Here is a 21,465-nt window from a genome sequence, read left to right as displayed (position 1 = left end):
ACTGAAGCCAGCGTGCGACCGAGGCCAGGCCGCCGACTGAAGCCGGCGTGTGACCCCAGGCCGTCGACTGAAGCCAGCGTGCGACCGAGGCCAGGCCGCCGACTGAAGCCGGCGTGTGACCCCAGGCCGTCGACTGAAGCCAGTGTGTCGACTGAAGGGAGTTGGTCGGCGGTAAGGGCTTTCCCATGGCAGGGTCCTCACATTCGATGACCGCCCACACGGTGGCTTCACTGGCGAGGTGATGTGGTGGCACGGTGGCTTCACTGGTGAGGTGATGTGGTGGCACGGTGGCTTCAGTCGCGGCTGTCGACAGGACGCGCGGTGGCTTGAGTGGGCTGCCCGGCCGGGGCTCGCTCCGTGTGATCCTGCGAGAATGGGTCCGTGGCACCTGTTCAAGCTCCGCCTTCCCAGCAACTTCCTGCGGTTCAGAAACTGCGGATTCGGTTCGCCAAGCGGGGGCGGTTGCGATTCACCTCACACCGGGACTTCCAGCGCGCCTTCGAGCGGGCGGTCCGCCGGGCTGAGCTGCCGGTCGCGTTCTCGCACGGCTTCAGCCCGCACCCGAAGATCTCGTACGCCGGTGCCGCGCCGACCGGAGCCGCCTCGGAGGCGGAGTACTTGGAGATTTCGCTCACACACGAGCGGGACGCCGACCAGGTCCGGGCCGCCCTGGACGAGGCGCTGCCGCCCGGGCTGGACGTGCTCGAGGTGGTCGTCGCCGGGCCCGGGTCGCTGGCCGACCGGCTGGAGGCCAGTGAGTGGCTGATCGCGCTGCCTGGCGTCGATCCGGCCGAGGCGTCCGCCGCGGTGGCGGCGTTCCTCGCTCGGGACGAAATTCTGGTCGAGCGCATGACCAAACGGGGACTTCGCTCGTTCGATTGTCGGGACGCCGTTCTGCGACTCACCGTCGCGCACGAACCGGCGCCGGTTGCGACGTGTGCGATACTGCAAGTGGTGTTACGGCACGGAACCCCGGCCGTGAGACCCGACGACGTTCTCGCCGGAGTGCTCGAAGTAGCGACGCTCCCGGTGACGGGCCCGGCTCTTTTGACCAGGCTCGCCCAGGGCCCGCTGATCGCGGCCTCCGGCACGGTGGACGACCCGCTCGCTCGTGACCGCGACGCCACCCAGGCGACCGCGACCGGCCAGGCGGAAGACCACCAGACGCATCCAGCGGAGGGCGACGCCGCCGCTCCCTCCGAGCCCTGAGCACGGGCGGAGCGGATCCAGCAGGCTTCCGCCGCGCCGGCACCGACGCCGGGCGAGGCGAACCGTGACCGCCATGTGGCTGCGCCGGACCCGTGACAGGGGTCGCAGGATGCGCCGCAGGGCTTGAGGAGACCCGCACCGCATGCTCGACAACGAGCCGACTACCGAAGCAGCCGACACGGCTGCACCCGCCCAGCAGCCAGCCACCACTCGCAGGACCGCGAAGAAGGCTGCTGCGAAGAAGACCACGACGACCACTCGCAAGCGGACCGCCAAGAAGGCTGTCGCCGCCGAGGAGGTCCCCACCCAGTCCGACGGCGAGACCGCCGACCCGGCCCCGGTGAAGAAGGCGGCCGCCAAGAAGGCCGCCGCGAAGAAGGCTCCGGCCAAGAAGGCCGCCGCCAAGGCGCCCGCGAAGAAGGCGCCGGCCAAGCGCACGGCCAAGAAGGCCGCCGCCCAGGACACGTTCCCGGAGCTCACCGAGGCCGAGGTGGCCGCTGAGACCACCCCGGCCGACGGTGGACCGGTCGTGGAGAGCGCCCCGGCGCCCGCGAAGAAGACCACCCGCAAGCGCACCTCGAAGCGGGCGGCCGCTCAGGCCGACCTGCTGACCGAGGACACCCCGGTCACCGACGGCCCGGTCGCCGAAGCGACCACCGCGCCCGCCGACACCGCCGCGGCCGACGCTGACGCGGTACCGGCTGAAGAGGCTCCGCAGCGGCGGACCCGGCGCCGGGCTCCGGCTGCCGCGCCGGTGCTGTTCCAGGCTCCGGTCGACGTACCGGCTCAGGCTCCCGCGCAGGCCGCGGCGACCAGCCCGGTCGAGGCGACCCCCGAGGTCGAGGCGCCTGCTGAGCCGGGTGCCGACGAGCAGCCGACCACGACGCGCCGCCGCCGGAACCGCCGCGGCCGCGACACCGAGGCCCGTGAGGCCGAAGAGGTCGTCGCCGAGCCGGTGCAGGAGCCTGTCGAGGCCGCCGACGAGGAGGAGGCCGCAGAGGCCGACTCCGCGCAGACCGAAGACGGCGAGGAGGGTGGCGAGGGCACTCGCCGCCGCCGCCGTCGCCGCGGTGGCCGTCGCCGCCGCAAGTCCGGTGACGCCGAGGACAGCTCGGACGAGAACGCGGACGACGACGAGCAGGACGAGCAGGACAGCGAGGCCGGCTCCGACGACGAGCAGGACGCCTCGGCCGACACCGACGACGAGGGTGAGGGCTCGGGCAGTTCGTCCCGGCGCCGCCGGCGTCGCCGTCGCCGCAAGGGCGAGGACAGCGCCGACGCGCCCGACGACCCGGCCGAGACCGTCGTTCGGGTCCGCGAGCCGCGCAGCAAGAACACCGCCAACGAGATCACCGCGGTCGAGGGCTCGACCCGGCTGGAGGCGAAGAAGCAGCGTCGCCGCGAGGGCCGCGCCGCCGGCCGCCGCCGGGCGCCGATCGTGACCGAGGCCGAGTTCCTGGCCCGCCGCGAGTCGGTCGAGCGGACGATGGTGATCCGCGCCCGTGGCGACCTGACCCAGATCGCGGTCTCCGAGGACAACGTCCTGGTCGAGCACTACGTCGCCCAGGAGGAGCAGGTCTCGCTGATCGGCAACGTGTACCTCGGCCGGGTGCAGAACGTGCTGCCCAGCATGGAGGCCGCGTTCATCGACATCGGCAAGGGCCGCAACGCCGTCCTGTACGCCGGTGAGGTCGACTGGGCCACCCTCGGCGGGGCCAACGGCCCGCGCAAGATCGAGTCGGTGCTGAAGTCCGGCCAGTCGGTGCTGGTCCAGGTGACCAAGGACCCGATCGGCCACAAGGGCGCCCGGCTGACCAACCAGATCAGCCTGCCCGGCCGGTACGTCGTCTACGTCCCGCGCGGCGGCAACGGCGGCATCAGCCGCAAGCTGCCGGACACCGAGCGGAACCGGCTCAAGGGCATCCTCAAGGACATCGTCCCGGACGAGGCGGGCGTGATCGTCCGGACCGCGGCCGAGGGCGCCTCGGAGGAGGAGCTGACCGCCGACGTCAGCCGGCTGCAGAAGTACTGGACCGACATCGACAAGAAGTCGAAGAACGGCCAGTCCCCGCAGCTGCTGCACGGTGAGCCGGATCTGCTCATTCGGGTGGTCCGTGACCTGTTCACCGAGGACTTCACCAAGCTGGTGATCTCCGGTGACGACGCCTACGACCAGGTCCGCGAGTACGTTTCCGACGTCGCCCCGCACCTGGCCGACCGGGTCGAGAAGTGGAACGGTGACGGCGACGTCTTCGCGAACTTCCGGATCGACGAGCAGATCAAGAAGGCGCTGGACCGCAAGGTCTGGCTGCCGTCCGGCGGCTCGCTGATCATCGACCGGACCGAGGCGATGACGGTCGTCGACGTGAACACCGGCAAGTTCACCGGCTCCGGCGGCAACCTCGAGGAGACCGTCACCAAGAACAACCTGGAGGCGGCCGAGGAGATCGTCCGGCAGCTCCGGCTCCGCGACATCGGCGGCATCATCGTGATCGACTTCATCGACATGGTGCTGGAGTCGAACCGCGACCTGGTGCTGCGCCGGCTGGTCGAGTGCCTGGGCCGCGACCGGACCAAGCACCAGGTGGCCGAGGTCACCTCGCTCGGCCTGGTCCAGATGACCCGGAAGCGGATCGGCACCGGCCTGCTCGAGGCGTTCAGCGAGAACTGCGACCACTGCGGTGGCCGCGGCCTGATCCTGCACGACGAGCCGAAGGAGTCCCGCCGGCGCGACAGCCGCGGCGGTCAGGACCAGAAGCCCGCCGCCCAGGCCGACGAGGGCAGCCGGAAGAACTCCCGCCGTCGCGGCCGGGGCCGTGGTCGCGGCGAGGACGAGCAGACCGAGCCCGAGACCCCGCAGTCGAACGGTGACGCCGCCCAGCGGCTGGCCGAGATCGCGGCCGCATCCGCGCTCGCCGACGCCAAGAAGGGCGACGAGCCGGACAACGCCGGTACGGCGGGGGAGCCGACCGGCTACCCGGTGGCCGGTGACGCGCCGGTGAGCGCCGAGGCGACCGGGTTCCCCGACGGCGGACCCGTGGCGACGACCGCCGTACCCGAGGCTGCCGCCGTACCGGAAAGCGCTGAAACAGCCGAGCAGAACGGGTCCGGGCGCAGCGGCAGCAGGCGGCGGCGGAGCAGCCGTGGCCGGGGCAAGTCGGCCCAGCAGAGTGACAGTGAGGCGGGTGCTTCGAGTGACGCCGCTGAGCTGGTCACCACCGGCAACTGACCCGGTTTGACCCGTCTGTGACGCGACCCGTAAACTTGAGCTTCGGCGCGCGTTCCGCGTGCCATGTTTGTGTGGGCCGCTAGCAGGTCTGTGCAGGCCCCCGTAAGAACTTCCGAACCAGCAGAGAGTGAGATCCACGGTGTACGCGATCGTGCGCAGTGGCGGCACCCAGCAGAAGGTCGCCGTCGGCGATGTCATCGAGATCGACAGCCTGACGGACCAGGTCGGCGACACGGTTTCGCTGCCCGCAGTCCTCGTCGTCGATGGCGACACCGTGACGACCGACGCCGCCGCGCTGGCCAAGGTGGCTGTGTCGGCCGAGGTCCTGGGCCGCACCAAGGGCCCCAAGATCAACATCCTCAAGTACAAGAACAAGACCGGTTACCGCAAGCGCCAGGGGCACCGTCAGCACTACACCCAGGTCAAGGTCACCGCGATCGACGCTAAGAAGAAGTGAGCTGATCTGAAATGGCACACAAAAAGGGAGCGGCGTCGACCCGTAACGGTCGCGACTCCAACGCGCAGCGGCTCGGCGTGAAGCGGTACGGCGGCCAGCTGGTGAACGCCGGCGAGATCATCGTCCGGCAGCGGGGCACCCACTTCCACCCGGGCACCCTGGTCGGCCGTGGCGGCGACGACACCCTGTTCGCGCTGGCCGAGGGCACGGTGGAGTTCGGCACCCGGCGCGGTCGCCGCGTCGTCAACATCGTCCCGGTCCCGGCGGAGTAACACCGCCACCCGGACAAGTCACAAGCCTTTTCGAAGGGCGGGTCGCGGAATACCGCGCACCCGCCCTTCTGCTGTCTAAGACAGTAGCTATGTAGGACAGAAACCCCGCTCCGTTCGGCGCGGGGGAGTGAACAGGAAGCAGGCACCACCGATGGCGATCCCCAGCTTTGTCGACCGGGTCACGGTGCACGTCACCGCGGGCCGCGGCGGAAACGGCTGCGCCTCGGTGCACCGGGAGAAGTTCAAGCCGCTCGGCGGCCCGGACGGCGGCAACGGTGGCGACGGCGGCAGCGTCATCCTCCGCGTCGACTCCGACACCACCACGCTGGTCGACTACCACCGATCCAGTCACCGGTCCGCCACGAACGGTGCCCAGGGCAAGGGTGACAACCAGGCCGGCAGCAACGGCGCGGACGTCGTCCTGCCCGTCCCCGACGGCACAGTCATCAGTACGGCGGACGGCGAAGTGCTGGCCGATCTCGTCGGACCGGGCGCGGAGTTCGTCGCGGCCCAAGGCGGTAAGGGCGGGCTCGGCAACGCCGCGCTGGCCAGCTCCGCGCGCAAGGCTCCTGGTTTCGCGCTGCTCGGTGAGGAGGGCGAGGAGCGCACCCTCGTCCTCGAGCTCAAGGTGGTCGCCGACATCGGGCTGGTCGGGTTCCCGAGCGCCGGCAAGTCCTCGCTGGTCGCGTCGATCAGCCGGGCCCGGCCGAAGATCGCCGACTACCCGTTCACCACCCTGATCCCGAACCTCGGCGTCGTGATCGCGGGTGACACCACGTTCACCGTGGCCGACGTACCTGGCCTGATCGAGGGGGCCAGCGAAGGGCGCGGGCTCGGGCACGACTTCCTGCGGCACGTCGAGCGGTGTGCGGCGCTGGTGCACGTGATCGACTGTGCGACGTACGAGCCGGGCCGTGATCCGCTCAGCGACCTCGACACGATCGAGGCCGAGCTGGAGGCCCACGGCGGGCTCGAGGACCGGCCGCGGATCGTTGCCCTGAACAAGATCGACGTACCGGACGCCCGGGAGATCGCCGAGATGGTGCAGGCCGAGCTCGCGCAGCGCGGGCTGCGGGTGTTCCCGATCTCGACCGCGAGCCACGAGGGCCTGGAGGCGCTGAAGTTCGCGATGGCCGAGCTCGTCGTCCAGCGGCGGGCAGCGGCGGAGAAGCCTGAGACCACGCGGATCGTGATCCGGCCGCAGGTGCAGGGCGGGCCCGAGTTCAAGGTGAAGAAGCTGCCGGAGGACGGCGGCTGGCTGGTGCAGGGTGAGAAGCCCGAGCGCTGGGTCCGGCAGACCGACTTCGCGAACGCGGAGGCCACCGGCTACCTGGCCGACCGGCTGAACCGGCTCGGGGTGGAGAAGGAACTGCTGGAGCTGGGTGCGATGGAGGGCGACGCGGTTGTCATCGGCGACGGGCCGAACGCGATCGTGTTCGACTTCGCGCCCGAGGTCCAGGCCGGTGCGGAGATCCTGGCCCGGCGCGGCGAGGACCATCGGCTGGAGGAGATCCGTCCGGCCGAGAAGCGGCGCCGGCTCAAGGACACCGAGTACCACGAGCAGCGGGCGTCGACGGACCGGTCCGAGTACAAGCAAGGCTGGGTCGAGGACGAGGTGGACATGTCCCCGGCCGAGGCGAAGCGAGCTGCAGAGAAGGCCGAGAAGCTGGCGCGCAAGGAAGCGCGGGAGCTCGAGGCTCAGAAGGAACTCGACCAGAACGGTTGACCCTTGATGAAACATCGCGCGGAGGTCGTCAGGGCCTCGCGGATCGTGGTGAAGGTCGGTTCGTCGTCGCTGACCCAGCGCGGCAAGATCGACCTGGAACGGCTCCGGCTGCTCGTCGACGCCATCGCGGCGCGACGGGTGCAGGGTACCGAGGTCGTGCTCGTCTCCTCGGGGGCGATCGCGGCCGGCCTGGCCCCGATGGGCCTGCGCTCGCGACCGCGCGACCTGGCCACGCAGCAGGCGGCCGCGTCGGTCGGGCAGGGCCTGTTGATGGCGCGGTACAGCGACGCGTTCGCGGCCCACGGTCTGCGCGTCGGCCAGGTGTTGCTGACCGTCGACGACGTGACCCGGCGCAGCCACTACCGCAACGCGTACCGGACGTTCGCGCGGCTGCTCGAGTTGGGCGTCGTACCGATCGTGAACGAGAACGACACGGTGGCCACGACCGAGATCCGGTTCGGTGACAACGATCGGCTGGCCGCGCTGACGGGGCACCTGGTGCATGCCGAGTTGTTGCTGCTGCTGTCGGATGTCGACGGTCTGTACGACGGGGACCCGCGCAAACCGGGTACGTCGATGGTCGCGGACGTCCGTGGAGCCACGGATCTGGAGAGGCTCAAGATCGGCCGGACCGGCTCGTCGGGGGTCGGAACCGGCGGCATGCAGACGAAGGTCGAAGCGGCCGCAATCGCTACCGAGGCAGGGATTCCGGTCGTCCTGACGTCGGCCGCCCGGGTCGGTGAAGCACTGAAGGGATTGCCGGTCGGCACTCTCTTCCACCCGACCGGCCGTCGCCGCAAGACCCGCCTGCTCTGGCTCGCCCACGCGACTTCGGGCCAGGGCCGGCTCTGGCTCGACGAAGGCGCCGTACGCGCGGTGACAGAGCGCCGTACGTCGCTTCTTCCGGCTGGGATCTCGAAGGTCGAGGGCACCTTCTCGGCCGGGGATCCCGTCGACCTGGTGTCACCCGAGGGTGTCGTCGTCGCGCGCGGCCTGGTGAACTACGACGCCACCGAACTCCCTGACCTGCTGGGTCGATCGACCCGTGATCTGGCCAAGGAGCTCGGAGCCGCCTACGAACGTGAAGTCGTCCACCGAGACGACCTGGTTGTGCTCACCTAGGGCTTGACCGCAAGGACCGGGCAGTCGGCCTGGAGCAGGATGGTCTGGGCCTGGCTGCCGAGGAGGAGCTTGCCGACCGGGGTACGGCGGCGGAGGCCGATCACGATCAGCTCGGCGTTCAGTTCGTGCGCCAGCTTGAGGATCTGGTCGCCCGCGTCCTTGCTCTCGACGAGCTGGGTCAGCTCGTGCTCGACGCCGGATTCGGACAGCCGGTGCTCGACCGACTCCCACTCGGTCCCGGACGCGAACCGCTTGTCCACCAGCGACTCGCCGCGGCTGGAGTTCACCACCACCAGCCGTTGCCTGCGGAGCTTGGCCTCCTCGATCGCGCCCTCCAGCGCCGCGACGCCTTCGGGCGTCGGTACGTAGCCGACGATGATCGCCACGATCAGTCTCCTGTCTTGTCGGAGTGCTGGGGTACGGCCTCTTCCTTCGGTGTACGGCGCTTGCGGATCACGTCGACCAGTGGCGGAACCACCAGGACCAGCAGGATCACGACGTACACGATCTTGGAAAACCAGGTGTTGTAGAGCCCGCTGACGTCGCCGTCGCTGATCTGCAGGGCGCGCCGCATCTGCTCCTCGGCGGTCGGGCCGAGGATGATGCCGATGATCGCCGGCACCACCGGCAGACCGTAGCGACGCATCGCGAAGCCGAGCCCGCCGAAGACCAGCAGCAGCCACAGGTCGAAGGTGGACAGGTTCGCGGCGTAGGCGCCGATGCTGGCGAAGAACAGGATGCCGGCATACAGGTACGGCCGCGGGATCCGCAGCAGCTTGGCCCACATCGGGGCCAGCGGCAAGTTCAGCCCGAGCAGGATCGCGTTGCCGATGAACAGGCTGGCGACGAGGCCCCAGACCAGCTCGGGCTGCGTCTGCAGCAGCCGCGGACCGGGCTGGATCCCGTACCCCTGGAAGGCGCCGAGCATCACCGCGGCGGTCGCGGTGGTCGGGATCCCCAACGTGAGCAGGGGAACCAGACCGCCCGCGGCCGACGCGTTGTTCGTCGCCTCGGGACCGGCGACGCCCTCGATCGCACCCTTGCCGAACTCCTCGGGGTGCTTGCTCAGCTTCTTCTCGGTGACGTACGACAGGAACGTCGGGATCTCGGCACCGCCGGCCGGGATCGCGCCGAACGGGAAGCCGATCGCGGTACCGCGCAACCAGGGCTTCCAGGACCGGCCCCAGTCCGCCCGGCTCATCCGCGCGGCGCCGACCGGGATGATCTCTGCCGGGGTACGACGCAGGTGGGCGGCGATCCACAACGCCTCGCCGACCGCGAACAGGCCGACCGCGACCACGACCACATCGATGCCGTCGGCAAGTTCCGGCAGACCCAGCGTGAGCCGTTGCTGCCCCGAGGTCGGGTCGATCCCGACGATCCCGATCAGCAGCCCGATCCCGAGGGCGGCCAGGCCGCGGACCTTCGACGAGCCGAGCACGGTGGTGACGGCGATGAACGCCAGCACCATCACGGCGAAGTAGTCCGGCGCGCCCATCTTGATGGCCAGTCTGACCACCACGGGCGCCAGCAGGGCCAGGCCTAGTGTGCCGATCGTGCCGGCGACGAACGATCCGATCGCCGCAGTCGCCAGCGCCGCGGCGGCCCGGCCTCTTCGGGCCATCTTGTTGCCCTCGATCGCCGTGATCACCGAGGCGCTCTCACCTGGGGTGTTCAGCAGGATCGAGGTGGTCGAACCGCCGTACATGCCACCGTAGTAGATACCGGCGAACATGATGAAGGCCTGGGTCGGCTCCAGCGAGTAGGTCAGCGGCAGCAGCAGCGCGATCGTCATCGCCGGGCCGATACCGGGCAGCACGCCGATCGCCGTACCCAGCAGGACGCCGAGGAAGGCGTACATCAGGTTCGTCGGATGAGCCGCGGTGGCGAATCCGTTCATCAGTTCGGTGAACGCGTCCATCAGAGGATTCCCTTGAGGATGCCGACCGGCAGGGCGATGCCCAGCGCGAGGTTGAACAGGTACCAGGTGCCGACCGACAAGACGATCGAGATGATCGCGTTGCGGATCAGGTGCCGGCTGCCCAGCGCGAACGTGGTGCCGAAGAACAGCACCGCCCCGGACACCGGCCAGCCGAGCCGGTCGATCAGCAGGATGTTGGCCAGGAACGCCGCGACCAGCAGCCCGATGGTCTTCCAGTCACTGCCGTGACCGAGATCGATGTCCTCGCCGGCCTCCTGCTCGCCGCGACCGCCCCGGAGGACGTCGACGGCGAGCAGTACGGCGGTCAGGATCAGCAGCCCGCCGACGAACAGCGGAACCGTCTTGGCGTCGATCGGGCCCCGGGACTGGGCCTCGGGGAGCCGTAGTGCGTCGACCACGGCCCAGCCGCCCAGGACCAGGAGCCCGAGGGCCACTCCGAATTCGGAGCGGCCCTGCTTCGTGCTCGTGGACGTGGTGCTCATCAGACCTCGATACCGAGGTCCCGCAGCACGCCGGCGACCCGGTCGTTCTCCGAGTTCAGGAAGTTCTTGAACTCGTCACCGGTCTGGAATGCGTCGGTCCAGCCCTGGTCGGCCAGCGTCTGCTTCCACTGCGGCGAGTCATGCATCTTCGTCACCAGGTCGATGAACTGCTGCTTCTTCGCATCCGGCAGTTCCGGAGGCGCGACGATGCCACGCCAGTTGCTGAAGACCAGGTCGATGCCGAGGCTCTTCAGCGTCGGTGCGTCGATCCCCTCGACCGGGTTCGCCGTGGTGACCGCGAGGATCTTCACGTCACCGGTCTTGGCCTGCTCGGCGACCTCGCCGATACCGGTGGCCGCGAACGCCACCTTCTTGCCCAGTACCGCGGTCAGCAGTTCGCCGCCGCCGTCGTACGGCACGTAGTTGACGGACTTCGGCTCGAGGCCGACCGCCTTCGCCAGCAGCATCGGGGTCAGGTGGTCCGGGCCGCCCTGGTTCGACGCGCCGCCGACCGGCACCTTGCCCGGGTCGGCCTTCCAGGCCGTGACCAACTGGTCCAGGCTGGTGTACGGCGAGCCCTTCGGTACGACGATCGCCTCGGCCTCCTCGATCAGCTTGGCGATCGGGACGGTGTCCTGCAGGGTGGCCTTCGACTTGTTGGTGTAGACGGCCCCGACGACGCCGAGTCCCATCTGCATCAGGATGTCTTCCTTGCCCTTCTCGTTCACCAGCCGCTGCAGGCCGACGGTGCCGCCGGCACCCGCGGTGTTGAACACCTCGACGGTGTCGGTGAGCTTCGCGTCCTGCATCGCCTTCGCGGCGGCGCGGGCGGTGGTGTCGTAGCCGCTGCCGGGGGAGTTCGGCACGAGGATGCGCAGGCCCTTCACCGGCCCGGTGTCGGTGCCGCCCGAGGCGTTGTCGTCGGCGCTGACACCGCAGCCGGTGGCCGCGACGCCGAGTGCCAGGACGGCGGTGATACTGGTGAACCACGTCCGTGCTTTCACGGCGGTCTCCTTGGTCTGCAGGGGTCCGGTCGCCGTCAGCGTGCCGCGTGCCTGGTAGCGGTGTCACCGTTGTGAACGCAAACTCCGTTGTGTTCATTGTGCTCACGCCAAGGATGGCGCGATTCGGCCGTCGGCAGCACAATCAAGCCGTGACTGCGAGGTGGCGACCACGACTGGCCCGGCGTCGATGGACGCTGGCCGGGCGGATGCTGGCCATGCAGTTGCTGATCGTCTTCGTCGTACTGGTCGGCGTCGCCGCGGCCTCGGTGGCCCAGTCCAACGCGCGCTTCCGCGAGACCGAGGGCAGGCGTGCGCTCGCCATCGCCGACTACCTGGCCGTGACGTCGGGCGTGCGGGGTGCGGCGGCCACGAACGGTACCGATTTCCTCGGTCAGGCGCAGTCCCAGGTGGATTCCGTCCGGACGTACTCCGGTTCGACGTACGTCATGGTCGCGCTACGCGACGGGCGCGTCATCGCCTCCACCGATCCGTTGCCGAAGAACTCGGTCGTGCGGGTGCAGGCGACCGACGCGTTCCTCGGCCGCGGCTGGATTGGGCAGGACGAGACGACCGGTGCCGCGCTCGCCATGGCGCCGATCCTCAATCAGGTCACCGGGAAGACCGACGGCGTGGTGGCGGTCGGCCGACAGTACCCCTCCCTGATGGACAACCTGCGGGAGGCAGTACCCAATCTGCTGACGTATCTGGGCATCGCGAGCCTACTCGGCGTACTCGGGTCGTTGCTGCTGGCAAGAACCGTGAAACGCCAGACGCTCGGTCTGGAGCCACGCGAGATCACCGGCTTGGTGGAGCAGCGGGAAGCCCTGCTGCACGGCATCAAGGAAGGCGTGCTCGCGGTCGACCTGCACCGGCGGATCACCATGGTGAACGACCAGGCGGCCCACCTGCTCGGCATCCCGCTCGCCTCGGCCGGTCAGCAGCTGAGGGAGGTGGACGACACCGGCCGGTTGCTGGAGATCTTCGAGCGGCCCGAGCCGACCACCGACCAGATCCTGCCGCTGCACGGCCGCGTCCTCACCCTGAGCCGGATGCCGGTCCGCAGCCACGGCCGGCAGATCGGGTGGGTCGCCACCTTCCGCGACCGCACCGAGTTGCTCGAACTGCAGCGTGAGCTCGACCTGACCCGCAACACCACTGACACGCTGCGTGCGCAGGCACACGAGTTCAGCAACCGGATGCACATCGTCAGCGGGCTCGTCGAGCTGGGGGAGTACGAGGAGGTACTGCGCTACATCCAGCAGATCGCCGCCGACCAGACTGAGCTGACGGCCGGCGTCACCGCGCGGGTGGCTGATCCGGCCGTCGCAGCACTGCTGATCGCCAAGTCCTCGCAGGCAGTCGAGCGTGGGGTCGTCTTCGAGATCGAGCCCGGCAGTCTGCTGCCGCGGCTGGACGAGCGGCTCGCGACCGACGTCTCGACCGTGCTCGGCAACCTGGTCGACAACGCGCTCGACGCCGCCGCGGGAGCACCCGACCCGTTCGTCGCCGTCGAGGTGCTCGAGCGCGATGGCGTCGTACGGATTCAGGTCCGGGACTCGGGGCCAGGCGTGGACAGTGCGATGCAGCACAGGGTTTTCGCGCATGGTTTCAGTACGAAGAACGGCGAGTCCGGCGATCACGGGATCGGGCTGGCGCTGGTGCGGGTAATCTGCCGGAAGCGCGGCGGCGATGTCACCGTGCACAACGACGCAGGGGCGGTGTTCGTGGCGACCCTGCCGATGCTTGCTCCGGTGGTGCGGACATGATCCAGGTACTGGTCGTCGACGACGACTTCATGGTGGCGCGGCTGCACTCGAGCGTGGTCGCCCGGCAGCCAGGGTTCGAGGTGATAGGTGCCGCGCGCAACGGTGCCGAGGCGCTGGCCGCCGTACGCTCGTTGCGGCCCGACCTGGTCCTGCTCGACATCCATCTGCCGGACATGAGCGGTCTCGAAGTACTGCGGCGATTCCGCGAGTCGGCGGCCGACTATCCGGTCGATGTCATCGTCATCAGCGCGGCGCGTGACCTCGACAGCGTGCGTACGGCGTTGCGCGGCGGAGTCTTTCAGTACCTGGTCAAGCCGTTCGAGATCGAGTCGCTGCGCAGCAAGCTGACGGAGTACGCCGAACATCGCGAAGAGCTCCAGCGGTTGACCGATATCGACCAGGCGGAAGTCGACCGGGTGTTCCGCGCGCAGGGGAGCCGGGCTCCGTCCACCGCGCCGAAGGGGATCAGTCCGGAGACGACGGATCTCGTGGTCCAGGCGCTGGGAGATGCGCCGGACGACGGGATGTCCGCGAGCGACTGCGCAGCGGTGACCGGCCTGTCTCGCAGCAGCACGCGTCGCTATCTCGAACACCTGGTGACCATCGGCAAGGCGGAGATGCGGCCCAGGTACGGCGTGGCCGGCCGACCGGAGCGTCGATACCGGCTGCTCCGGCGCTAGGGGAGTCTTTCGCCGATCGCGGTCAGCGCGGTGTCGCGGGCGGTCAGGACGTGGGCCTCGGCGAGCTCACGGGCCCTTGCGGCGTCGCGGGTGATCAGCGCGTCGAGGATGCCGCGGTGTTCCTCCAGCGCGGCGGTCCGGCGCAGCTGCGACTGGTTCGTGAAGGCTCGGTACCGCGCCATCTGACCGTCGACCTGCTGGTGCAGCCTCGCGGCCCAACCGTGCCCCGCGATCTCGGCGATCTCGAGGTGGAAGTCGTGACCGGCGTTCATCGCGTCGTCGGCGAACTCGACCAAGCGCTCGTTCCGCGCCACCAGCCGGGTGAGCGCGGCCGCTGAGTCGTCGGTCATCCGCTCCGCCGCCTCCGCGGCCATCAGCCCCTCCAGCGCCGCCCGGACGGTGTAGAGCTCATCGATCTCCTGGGCCGAGAGCGACCGCACCACCATCCCGCCGGTCGGCAGCTGGTCCACCAGGTCCTCGGCGAGCAACAGGCGGAGGGCCTCACGCAGCGGGGTGCGGCTCACCTGCAGCTGCTGGGAGAGCTCCGGCTCGAACAGCCGCCGGCCCGGTGGCAGCTCCAACGAGAGGATCTGCCGCTTCAGCTCGGCGTACACGACTTGGCCGCCGGAGGCGCGCCGCAGTTTGTCCGTCATCTGGCCTCTCCCTTTGCATACTTGTATACAAGTATGCTTCCGTAGGTACCGTCATCGTAACCACCCGATCGGAGCAGCGGATGGCATCTGCCCAGCGGACCCGCCCGGAGGCGCTGCTGTCGTTCACCGAGGCCGTCCTGCGCGCCGAAGGTGTACCCGAGTCCGACGCACACCTCTTGGCCGACACTCTGGTGACCGCGGAGCTGTGGGGGCACGCGTCCCACGGCATGCTCCGGCTGCCCTGGTACGTCGCCCGCCTCCGCAGCGGCGCGATGGAACGGGTCACCCGGATCGAACGCGTCCGCGACACCGGTGCCCTGGTCGTGCTCGACGGTGGCAACGGCATCGGCCAGGTGATCACCGACCATGCGATCTCGCTGGGCGTCGACCGGGCTCGCGAGTACGGCGTGAGCGCGATCGGCGTCCGGAACTCGGGCCACTTCGGCACGGCGGCGTACTTCACCCGCAAGGCCGCCGCTCAGGGCTGCGTCGCCCTCCTCTGCACGAACGCCAGCCCGGCGATGGCGCCGTGGGGCGGCCGGCAGAAGAGCATCGGCACCAATCCCTGGTCGATCGCGGCGCCGGCCGGACGGCACGGGACCGTGGTGATGGATCTGGCCAACACGGCCGTTGCCCGCGGCAAGGTCTACCTCGCGGCCGAACGCGGAACCGAGATCCCCGAGGGCTGGGCGGCCGATGCCGAGGGCAACCCGACCACCGACCCGCGCCGCGCGATCGAGGGCCTGATCCTGCCGATGGCCGGGCCCAAGGGATACGTGATGTCGTTCATGTTCGACGTACTCGCCGGAGTTCTGACCGGCAGTGCCTTCGGCGCCGACGTGGCCGGGCCGTACCAGCCGGATGCGCCGAGCGGGGTCGGACACCTGTTGCTCACCATCGACATCGCGGCGATGGACGACCCGGCGTCGTACGCCGAACGCGTCGAAGCCCTGGTCGACGCGACCCGATCGGCCGAGACCGCAGCCTGGGCGGACCGGATCCTCGTTCCAGGCGAGTTGGAGGACCAGAACCTCGCCGAGCACACCGTCACCGGTATCACCCTGACCGCCACCACCTGGACCAGCCTGGTCACGCTCGGCGCCGAGACCCAGGTCGACCTACCGCCCACGGAGGAACTCGCCGCATGATCAGCCTCAGTGTTTCCCTGCAGGTGGTCCCTGGGCATCTCGACGACTTCGTCGAGGCGATCCGGACCAACGCCGAGCGGTCGTTCACCGACGAGCCGGGCTGCCTGTTCTTCGACGTCAGCCAGGACCTGGCCGACGATCACCACTTCACCCTGTATGAGCTGTACGCCGACGAGGCCGCGGTCGACGCCCACCGATCCGCACCGCACTTCAAGGTCTGGCGGGAAGCCGTCGCCGAGCACGTCGTCCCCGGCAGCCAGGTCAACACCCTGGCCGGCCGCCTCTTCCACTTCGAGGGCAAATCATGAACCTGCTGATCCGTCCTGGCGAGATCGTCCCGTTCGACCGCGGCAACGGGGTCGTCACCCTGCCGTACGTCGGCCGCTGGAACTCCGAGATCAACCGCATCACCACCGGGCAGACCGTCTTCGCCCCGGGCACCGGACTTCCGCTGCACAGCCACAACGTGGAGGAGTCGGTCCTGATCCTCGAAGGCGACGCGATCGCCGAGATCGACGGCGAGCAGTTCGACCTGGTCGCCGGTGACGCGACCTGGGTCCCGGCCGGCGTCCCGCACCGGTTCCTCAACCGCGGCGCGACTCCGATGCGGATCTACTGGGTGTACGGCGGGCGCGACGTCACCCGCACCATGACCGCGACGGGCGAGACCTTCGAGCACCTGTCGGAGAACGACCGTGGCGGGTTGAGCGCCCGATGATCACCACGATCAATCCCACTGACGGGACCACGCTGGCGACGTACGACGCGATGACTCCGGCTGAGCTCGAGCAGGTCGTCGTACAGGCTGCGCAGGCGGCCGCCTCGTGGGGATCAGTTCCGGTCGTCGCGCGCCTCGATGCACTGACTCGGCTGGCTCGCGAGCTTCGGGCCTCGTCTGAGGGCCTCGCGGGGCTGATCACGGCCGAGATGGGGAAGCCGATCGGTGAGGCTGAAGGCGAGGTCGAGAAGTCCGCGGTCACGGCCGAGTACTACGCGGCTCAGGGTGCCGCGATTCTTGCCGATGAGCCGGTAGCGATCGACGGTGTGCAGGCCTGGGTGTCGTACGAGCCGATCGGGCTGGTGCTCGCGGTGATGCCATGGAACTTCCCGGTCTGGCAGGTGTTGCGGTTCGCCGTACCGACCCTTGCCGCGGGCAACGGAGTGCTGCTGAAGCACTCGCCCAATGTGACCGGGTCCGCGCTGGCGATCGAGCAGGTGTTCCGGGACGCGGGGTTCCCCGAGCATCTGGTCCGCACGCTGGTGGTGGACGAGCCCGACGTACCGGCGACGATCGAGCGGCTGATCGTGGACGACCGGGTCGCGGCGGTCACGTTGACCGGCAGCAATCGCGCGGGTGCCGCGGTCGGAGCGGCCGCCGGGCGGGCGTCGAAGCGGTCCGTGCTCGAGCTGGGCGGCTCGGACGCATTCGTCGTACTCGCTGATGCGGATATCGAAGCGGCTGCCGCGGCGGCGGTCCGGGCCCGGTTCACGAACTCCGGGCAGAGTTGTGTGTGCGCGAAGCGGTTCATCGTCGAGGCGGCGGTGGCCGACGAGTTCATCGATCGGTTCGTCGTGGGCGTCAAGGGTCTCGTGATCGGCGATCCCACCGATCGTGGGGTCGCGGTCGGTCCGCTGGCTCGCGACGATCTGCGGGCCGCTCTCCAGCGGCAGGTGGACGCATCGGTTGCGGCCGGTGCGGTCCTGGCGACTGGTGGCGGGAGCATCGACGGGTCTGGGTACTTCTTCGAGCCCACGGTGTTGACCGGGACTGCTCCGGGGATGCCGGCGTTCGACGAGGAGACGTTCGGCCCAGTCGCCGCGGTGGCCGTGGCTCGCGATGCCGATCATGCGGCCGAGCTGGCCGATGCCACGCAGTACGGGCTCGGGTTGAGCATCTGGACCGGTGATCCTGGCCGAGGCGTGGAGCTCGCCCGGAGGATCACGTCCGGCGCGGTCTTCGTCAACGCAGTCGTGGCGTCTGATCCGCGGGTGCCCTTCGGCGGGACCAAGAAGAGCGGCTACGGGCGCGAACTGGCTGCTACCGGGCTTCGCGAGTTCACCAACACCCGCACCTACTGGGTGGCTTGAGACGGCTGAGCGGGCCGGCAGCGGCGCAGCCTACGATGGGAGGGTGAGCGAGATCATCGAGCTGGCCCGCCGGGCGCGCGAGGCGTCGTACGCGCTGGCGGAGGCCTCCCGGGCGACCAAGGACGCGGCGCTGCACGCGATGGCGGCGGCGTTGCGGGCCAACACGGACACGATCGTCGCGGCGAACGCGAAGGACGTGGCATCCGCGCGGGATGCCGGTACGCCGGAGTCCACGGTGGACCGGCTGGCGCTGAACCCGGACCGGGTGGACGCGATGGCCGCCGGTCTCGAGCAGCTCGCCGGGTTGACCGACCCGGTCGGTGAGGTCGTTCGCGGGTACACCCTGCCGAACGGGCTGGAGCTTCGTCAGGTCCGCGTGCCGTTCGGCGTGGTCGGGATCATCTACGAGGCCCGCCCGAACGTGACCGCCGACGCGGCCGGCATCTGCCTGAAGTCCGGCAACGCGGTCCTGCTGCGCGGTTCGTCCTCGGCTGCCGCTTCCAACGAAGCGATCATCGCCGTACTGCGGGAAGCCGTCACGTCAGCCGGGCTGCCTTCGGATGTGATCCAGGGCGTGCCGACCGATCGGGCCGCGGTGAAGGAGTTGATGCAGGCGCGCGGGCTGGTCGACGTACTGATCCCGCGGGGTGGTGCCGGGCTGATCCAGACCGTCGTGAGCGAGTCGAGCGTGCCGGTGATCGAGACCGGGGTCGGCAACTGCCACGTCTATGTCGACGCCGACGCGGATCTGGATCTCGCGCTCACGATCCTGCTGAACGCGAAGACCCAGCGTCCGAGCGTCTGCAACGCGGCCGAGTCCTTGCTGGTGCACTCCTCGGTCGCCGACGACTTCCTGTCCCGGGCGCTGCCGGCGCTGGCCGAGGCCGGCGTGACTGTCCACGGTGATCCGGCAGTGGTTGCCGCTGGCAATAACGTGGTCGCCGCGACGGATGAGGACTTCGGGATCGAGTACAACTCGCTCGACCTGTCGGCGGCGGTGGTCGACTCGCTGGAATCCGCCGTACAGCACATCCGGCGCTACAGCTCCGGTCACACCGACGCGATCATCACCCGCTCGCAGGCCGCGGCCCGCCGTTTCGTCGCCGCGGTCGACTCGGCGGCGGTGGTGGTCAACGCCAGCACGCGGTTCACCGACGGCGGGGAGTTCGGGTTCGGCGCGGAGATCGGCATCTCCACCCAGAAGCTGCACGCCCGCGGCCCGATGGGCCTGCCGGAGATGACGTCGACCAAGTACGTCGTCACCGGCGAGGGCCAGATCCGGACCTAGACCGGTCCCGGTTTCCAGGTCAGGGAGCCGCGCTGCAGATCGTCGACAATCGTGTCTATCCAGCGGACCTCGGCCTCGGCGACCGCTTTCTGATACTCGGTCTCGAGCAAAGCCCACCGGGGAATGTCGTGCTCCCCGGTCAGTTCGGCGTCGAACTCGGCGATCCGTTGCTTCACGCGTTCCCGTCGTTCCTCGAGAACCTCGCCCGCGGCCTCCGGCGTCAGCAGCATCACGAATGACAGCGCGGCCGGGAACTCCGGGAACTCGTTGCGCGGCGTGCTGAGCATCTCGGTGAGCCACTGCCGGCAGACGGTCCGCCCTTCCTCGGTCAGGTGGTACGTCGTCCGCTCGGGGTAGCGCTCGTCCCGCTCGGTCGACCCGACCGCGATCAGCCTGGCGTCCTCCAGTCGGTCGATCATCCGGTACAGGCTGGTGCGCTGGCCGACGTTGACGACCTGGTCCTTGCCCCACTGCTTGATCAGCCGCTGCATCCCGTACGGGTGCAGCGGCCCATTCTCGAGCAGGCCGAGGATCGCGAGTGCCAAGGGGGAGCGGCGAAGGGTCATGCCCGTCAGCTTACGTGTTTCCGAAACTAGTTGCAATGAAACTAGACCCTGTGTGACTATCGATTCATGATGACTACCGAACTGACGCAAGGTGCGGCGGAATCCCGCGACGGCACCCGGATCGGGTACTGGAAGACCGGGCGCGGTCCCGCTGTCGTCTTCGTGCACGGCAGCATGGAGTCGAGCCGCAGTCACACGTTGCTCGCTCAGGCGCTGGCCGACGACTTCACCGTCTACTTGATGGATCGGCGCGGGCGCGGGTTGTCCGGTCCGCATCGACCGGACCACTGCGTCCGTACCGAGGTGGAGGACGTCTCAGCCGTGCTGACGGAGGCCGGCGCTTCGGTGGCGTTCGGGGTGAGCGCTGGAGGAGCTGTTGTGATGGAGGCGGCGCGCACACTGCCGGTCCTTCGCAAGGTGGCGGTTTATGAGCCCGCGCTCGTCATGGAAGGCGAGAGTCACCGGGTCTGGTTGGCGCGCTTCGATGAGGAGATCGCCCGTGGGGACGTTGCCGGCGCGATGGTGACGAGCATGTTCGGGCTGCAATTGGCGCCGTCGTTCCTGAAGGTGTTGCCGCGGCGGGCGCTGAGGGGGATCACCGAGCGGATGCTGGTCAAGGAGGAGCGTCAGCTCGGCGCCGACGCGATCACCATGCGCAAGCTCGCGCCGACCATTCACCAGGAGGGTGCGCTGATCGCGGAGCTGGCCGGTCTCGACAAGTTCGGCGAGGTGCCCGCGGAGGTGCTGCTGATGGGTGGCAGCAAGGGGCTTGCAGCGCTCAAGCCGGGGCGGGACATCTTGGAGAAGGCGCTGCCGCACTGTCGGCGGATCGAGTTCGACGGGCTCGACCACGGTTCGTCGAGTGATCCGGGTGGGACCAATCCGCGCGGCAGTGCGAAGGCGGTCGGCCGGATCGCCGCGGAGGTCAAGGCCTTCTTGTGAGTGCCCATTCGACGGCTTCCGCGATGTCCGTCACGGGATACCGGACCGCTTGTACGAAGCGATCCGGCCCGATCACGAGCACGACCCGCTTCAACCGTTCGTACCCACCGGCCCGGAAGGTCGGCAGCCGGAGTGCGGCGGCCAGCTCCAGATCCAGGTCGGACAGCAGCGTGTGTGGTATCTCCTCGGCGGCCGCGAACGCTCGCTGTTCGTCCGGGCGCTGCGTGCTGACACCGCGCACCACGATCCGTTCGGCGGCGAACTCGTCGTACCGCGCGGCGAAGAGCCGGTTCTCCAGGGTGCAGCCGCTGGCGCCGGCGATCTCGCTCCAGCCGTCCGGCAGCGGGGTCGGTCGGCCGGTCGCCGGGTAGCCGAACAGCACGGTTGCCTTGGCGTCCGCGTCGACCACGTCGAGCGTCGTACCGGCTGTGGAGGGCAGTGCGATCTCGGGGACCCGGTGGCCGGTCAGCTGATGGATCCGGTGCGCGGGCGGTTCGTCGTCCTCGTTGGTGCCGGTGAGTGAGCCGTCGCCGAGGAGCCAGCGGTCGCCCCAGTCCTGGAGCGCGACCAGCACGGGCAGCAACGCGCGGCCGCGCGGGGTGAGGCGGTAGGTGTAGCGGGTCGGACGGTCCTGGTACGCCGATCGTTCGACGATCCCGCTGTCGATCAGGCCGGTCAGTCGCTCGGTCAGGACCTTGCGGGAGATGTGCAGCGACTCGGCGAGATGGTCGAAGCGATCGAGGCCGCGAGCCAGGTCGCGGACGATCAGCAGTTCCCAGCCGTCGCCGATCACGCCGAGGGACTGCGCGATCGCACAGTCCGCCTCGGGCTCGAAACTGCTCCGCCGCACTCTTCTGCCCCCAATCCCGGTTGCCACCACGCTAGCCGTGT

At 69.3% G+C, this 21,465-nt stretch carries 21 protein-coding genes; 14 read left to right on the top strand and 7 right to left on the bottom strand.

The annotated features are described in order from the left end of the window. The first annotated feature begins 381 nt into the window (after positions 1 to 381). The 6 genes from V9K99_RS06585 to proB all read left to right on the top strand — a co-directional run bounded on the left by V9K99_RS06585 (position 382) and on the right by proB (position 8,015). Positions 382 to 1,209, top strand: a complete 828-nt coding sequence (locus V9K99_RS06585) for a TIGR03936 family radical SAM-associated protein (protein ID WP_337323297.1) — start codon at positions 382 to 384, stop codon at positions 1,207 to 1,209. A 142-nt stretch (positions 1,210 to 1,351) separates the two neighbouring features. Beyond that, positions 1,352 to 4,438: an Rne/Rng family ribonuclease gene (locus tag V9K99_RS06580; protein ID WP_337323298.1), complete on the top strand. Its 3,087-nt coding sequence runs from the start codon at positions 1,352 to 1,354 to the stop codon at positions 4,436 to 4,438. Positions 4,439 to 4,577: 139 nt separating this feature from the next. Continuing rightward, positions 4,578 to 4,895: a 50S ribosomal protein L21 gene (gene rplU, locus V9K99_RS06575; protein WP_145813181.1), complete on the top strand. Its 318-nt coding sequence runs from the start codon at positions 4,578 to 4,580 to the stop codon at positions 4,893 to 4,895. 11 nt (positions 4,896 to 4,906) lie between these two features. Then, positions 4,907 to 5,167 carry a 50S ribosomal protein L27 gene (gene rpmA, locus V9K99_RS06570; RefSeq protein ID WP_337323299.1) on the top strand — a complete coding sequence of 87 codons (261 nt, stop codon included), beginning with the start codon at positions 4,907 to 4,909 and terminating at the stop codon, positions 5,165 to 5,167. Between the two features lie 151 nt (positions 5,168 to 5,318). Further along, positions 5,319 to 6,893 (top strand): GTPase ObgE, encoded by a 1,575-nt coding sequence (obgE, locus tag V9K99_RS06565; protein ID WP_337323300.1) that lies wholly within the window; start codon positions 5,319 to 5,321, stop codon positions 6,891 to 6,893. 6 nt (positions 6,894 to 6,899) lie between these two features. Beyond that, positions 6,900 to 8,015, top strand: coding sequence for a glutamate 5-kinase (gene proB / locus V9K99_RS06560; RefSeq protein WP_337323301.1), 1,116 nt, complete (start codon positions 6,900 to 6,902; stop codon positions 8,013 to 8,015). On the opposite strand, the gene V9K99_RS06555 is transcribed toward proB, so the two are convergent. From V9K99_RS06555 to V9K99_RS06540, 4 genes are read right to left on the bottom strand one after another with little or no spacing between them, the layout of a single operon-like run. Further along, positions 8,012 to 8,401, bottom strand: a complete 390-nt coding sequence (locus tag V9K99_RS06555; protein ID WP_337323302.1) for a universal stress protein — start codon at positions 8,399 to 8,401, stop codon at positions 8,012 to 8,014. The genes proB and V9K99_RS06555 overlap by 4 nt on opposite strands. 2 nt (positions 8,402 to 8,403) lie before the next feature. Further along, positions 8,404 to 9,936, bottom strand: coding sequence for a tripartite tricarboxylate transporter permease (locus tag V9K99_RS06550; protein WP_337323303.1), 1,533 nt, complete (start codon positions 9,934 to 9,936; stop codon positions 8,404 to 8,406). Continuing rightward, entirely contained in the window at positions 9,936 to 10,439 is a 504-nt protein-coding gene (locus tag V9K99_RS06545; RefSeq protein ID WP_337323304.1) for a tripartite tricarboxylate transporter TctB family protein, read from the bottom strand. Before V9K99_RS06545 ends, V9K99_RS06550 begins: the two co-directional genes overlap by 1 nt. Then, entirely contained in the window at positions 10,439 to 11,443 is a 1,005-nt protein-coding gene (locus V9K99_RS06540) for a Bug family tripartite tricarboxylate transporter substrate binding protein (protein WP_337323305.1), read from the bottom strand. The genes V9K99_RS06545 and V9K99_RS06540 overlap by 1 nt, the downstream gene beginning before the upstream one ends. Positions 11,444 to 11,592: 149 nt before the next feature. On the opposite strand from V9K99_RS06540, the gene V9K99_RS06535 reads away from it, so the two are divergent. Together V9K99_RS06535 and V9K99_RS06530 are read left to right on the top strand one after the other, a co-directional pair. Continuing rightward, entirely contained in the window at positions 11,593 to 13,209 is a 1,617-nt protein-coding gene (locus V9K99_RS06535; RefSeq protein ID WP_337323306.1) for a sensor histidine kinase, read from the top strand. Then, the gene (locus V9K99_RS06530; protein WP_337323307.1) at positions 13,206 to 13,889 is read left to right on the top strand and encodes a response regulator; all 684 of its coding nucleotides are present in this window, start codon (positions 13,206 to 13,208) and stop codon (positions 13,887 to 13,889) included. Before V9K99_RS06535 ends, V9K99_RS06530 begins: the two co-directional genes overlap by 4 nt. Here the strand turns inward: V9K99_RS06530 and V9K99_RS06525 are convergent. Next, positions 13,886 to 14,542 (bottom strand): GntR family transcriptional regulator, encoded by a 657-nt coding sequence (locus V9K99_RS06525; protein WP_337323308.1) that lies wholly within the window; start codon positions 14,540 to 14,542, stop codon positions 13,886 to 13,888. The two genes, V9K99_RS06530 and V9K99_RS06525, sit on opposite strands and share 4 nt — an antisense overlap. An 80-nt stretch (positions 14,543 to 14,622) precedes the next feature. Between V9K99_RS06525 and V9K99_RS06520 the strand changes: the two genes are divergently transcribed. The 5 genes from V9K99_RS06520 to V9K99_RS06500 are packed head-to-tail and all read left to right on the top strand — an operon-like array spanning position 14,623 to position 19,066. Continuing rightward, positions 14,623 to 15,690: an Ldh family oxidoreductase gene (locus V9K99_RS06520; RefSeq protein WP_337323309.1), complete on the top strand. Its 1,068-nt coding sequence runs from the start codon at positions 14,623 to 14,625 to the stop codon at positions 15,688 to 15,690. Further along, positions 15,687 to 15,998, top strand: coding sequence for a putative quinol monooxygenase (locus V9K99_RS06515; protein WP_337323310.1), 312 nt, complete (start codon positions 15,687 to 15,689; stop codon positions 15,996 to 15,998). The genes V9K99_RS06520 and V9K99_RS06515 overlap by 4 nt, the downstream gene beginning before the upstream one ends. Further along, positions 15,995 to 16,408, top strand: coding sequence for a cupin domain-containing protein (locus V9K99_RS06510; RefSeq protein ID WP_337323311.1), 414 nt, complete (start codon positions 15,995 to 15,997; stop codon positions 16,406 to 16,408). Before V9K99_RS06515 ends, V9K99_RS06510 begins: the two co-directional genes overlap by 4 nt. Then, a complete protein-coding gene (locus V9K99_RS06505; protein ID WP_337323312.1) occupies positions 16,405 to 17,778 on the top strand; it encodes an aldehyde dehydrogenase family protein in 1,374 nt (457 codons plus the stop codon). Before V9K99_RS06510 ends, V9K99_RS06505 begins: the two co-directional genes overlap by 4 nt. A gap of 43 nt (positions 17,779 to 17,821) precedes the next feature. Continuing rightward, positions 17,822 to 19,066 (top strand): glutamate-5-semialdehyde dehydrogenase, encoded by a 1,245-nt coding sequence (locus V9K99_RS06500; protein ID WP_337323313.1) that lies wholly within the window; start codon positions 17,822 to 17,824, stop codon positions 19,064 to 19,066. Here V9K99_RS06500 and V9K99_RS06495 read toward each other — a convergent pair. Next, positions 19,063 to 19,632, bottom strand: coding sequence for a PadR family transcriptional regulator (locus tag V9K99_RS06495; RefSeq protein WP_337323314.1), 570 nt, complete (start codon positions 19,630 to 19,632; stop codon positions 19,063 to 19,065). The genes V9K99_RS06500 and V9K99_RS06495 overlap by 4 nt on opposite strands. Positions 19,633 to 19,698: 66 nt before the next feature. Here V9K99_RS06495 and V9K99_RS06490 point away from each other — a divergent pair, with 66 nt between their 5' ends. Continuing rightward, a complete protein-coding gene (locus V9K99_RS06490; protein ID WP_337323315.1) occupies positions 19,699 to 20,574 on the top strand; it encodes an alpha/beta fold hydrolase in 876 nt (291 codons plus the stop codon). Here the strand turns inward: V9K99_RS06490 and V9K99_RS06485 are convergent. Then, entirely contained in the window at positions 20,558 to 21,424 is an 867-nt protein-coding gene (locus V9K99_RS06485; RefSeq protein ID WP_337323316.1) for a winged helix-turn-helix transcriptional regulator, read from the bottom strand. The genes V9K99_RS06490 and V9K99_RS06485 overlap by 17 nt on opposite strands. Positions 21,425 to 21,465 lie beyond the last annotated feature (41 nt).

It is taken from the genome of Kribbella sp. CCNWLW201, assembly GCF_037203805.1.
In the GTDB taxonomy this organism is placed as follows: domain Bacteria; phylum Actinomycetota; class Actinomycetes; order Propionibacteriales; family Kribbellaceae; genus Kribbella.
This window is presented reverse-complemented; position numbering and strand designations above follow the sequence as displayed.

Coding starts and splice junctions, on each gene's coding strand:
- V9K99_RS06580 (WP_337323298.1), top strand. CDS start 1,352: ATGCTCGACAACGAGCCGACTACCGAAGCAGCCGACACGGCTGCACCC.
- rpmA (WP_337323299.1), top strand. CDS start 4,907: ATGGCACACAAAAAGGGAGCGGCGTCGACCCGTAACGGTCGCGACTCC.
- obgE (WP_337323300.1), top strand. CDS start 5,319: ATGGCGATCCCCAGCTTTGTCGACCGGGTCACGGTGCACGTCACCGCG.
- proB (WP_337323301.1), top strand. CDS start 6,900: ATGAAACATCGCGCGGAGGTCGTCAGGGCCTCGCGGATCGTGGTGAAG.
- V9K99_RS06550 (WP_337323303.1), bottom strand. CDS start 9,936: ATGGACGCGTTCACCGAACTGATGAACGGATTCGCCACCGCGGCTCAT.
- V9K99_RS06545 (WP_337323304.1), bottom strand. CDS start 10,439: ATGAGCACCACGTCCACGAGCACGAAGCAGGGCCGCTCCGAATTCGGA.
- V9K99_RS06530 (WP_337323307.1), top strand. CDS start 13,206: ATGATCCAGGTACTGGTCGTCGACGACGACTTCATGGTGGCGCGGCTG.
- V9K99_RS06525 (WP_337323308.1), bottom strand. CDS start 14,542: ATGACGGACAAACTGCGGCGCGCCTCCGGCGGCCAAGTCGTGTACGCC.
- V9K99_RS06520 (WP_337323309.1), top strand. CDS start 14,623: ATGGCATCTGCCCAGCGGACCCGCCCGGAGGCGCTGCTGTCGTTCACC.
- V9K99_RS06515 (WP_337323310.1), top strand. CDS start 15,687: ATGATCAGCCTCAGTGTTTCCCTGCAGGTGGTCCCTGGGCATCTCGAC.
- V9K99_RS06510 (WP_337323311.1), top strand. CDS start 15,995: ATGAACCTGCTGATCCGTCCTGGCGAGATCGTCCCGTTCGACCGCGGC.
- V9K99_RS06505 (WP_337323312.1), top strand. CDS start 16,405: ATGATCACCACGATCAATCCCACTGACGGGACCACGCTGGCGACGTAC.
- V9K99_RS06495 (WP_337323314.1), bottom strand. CDS start 19,632: ATGACCCTTCGCCGCTCCCCCTTGGCACTCGCGATCCTCGGCCTGCTC.
- V9K99_RS06490 (WP_337323315.1), top strand. CDS start 19,699: ATGATGACTACCGAACTGACGCAAGGTGCGGCGGAATCCCGCGACGGC.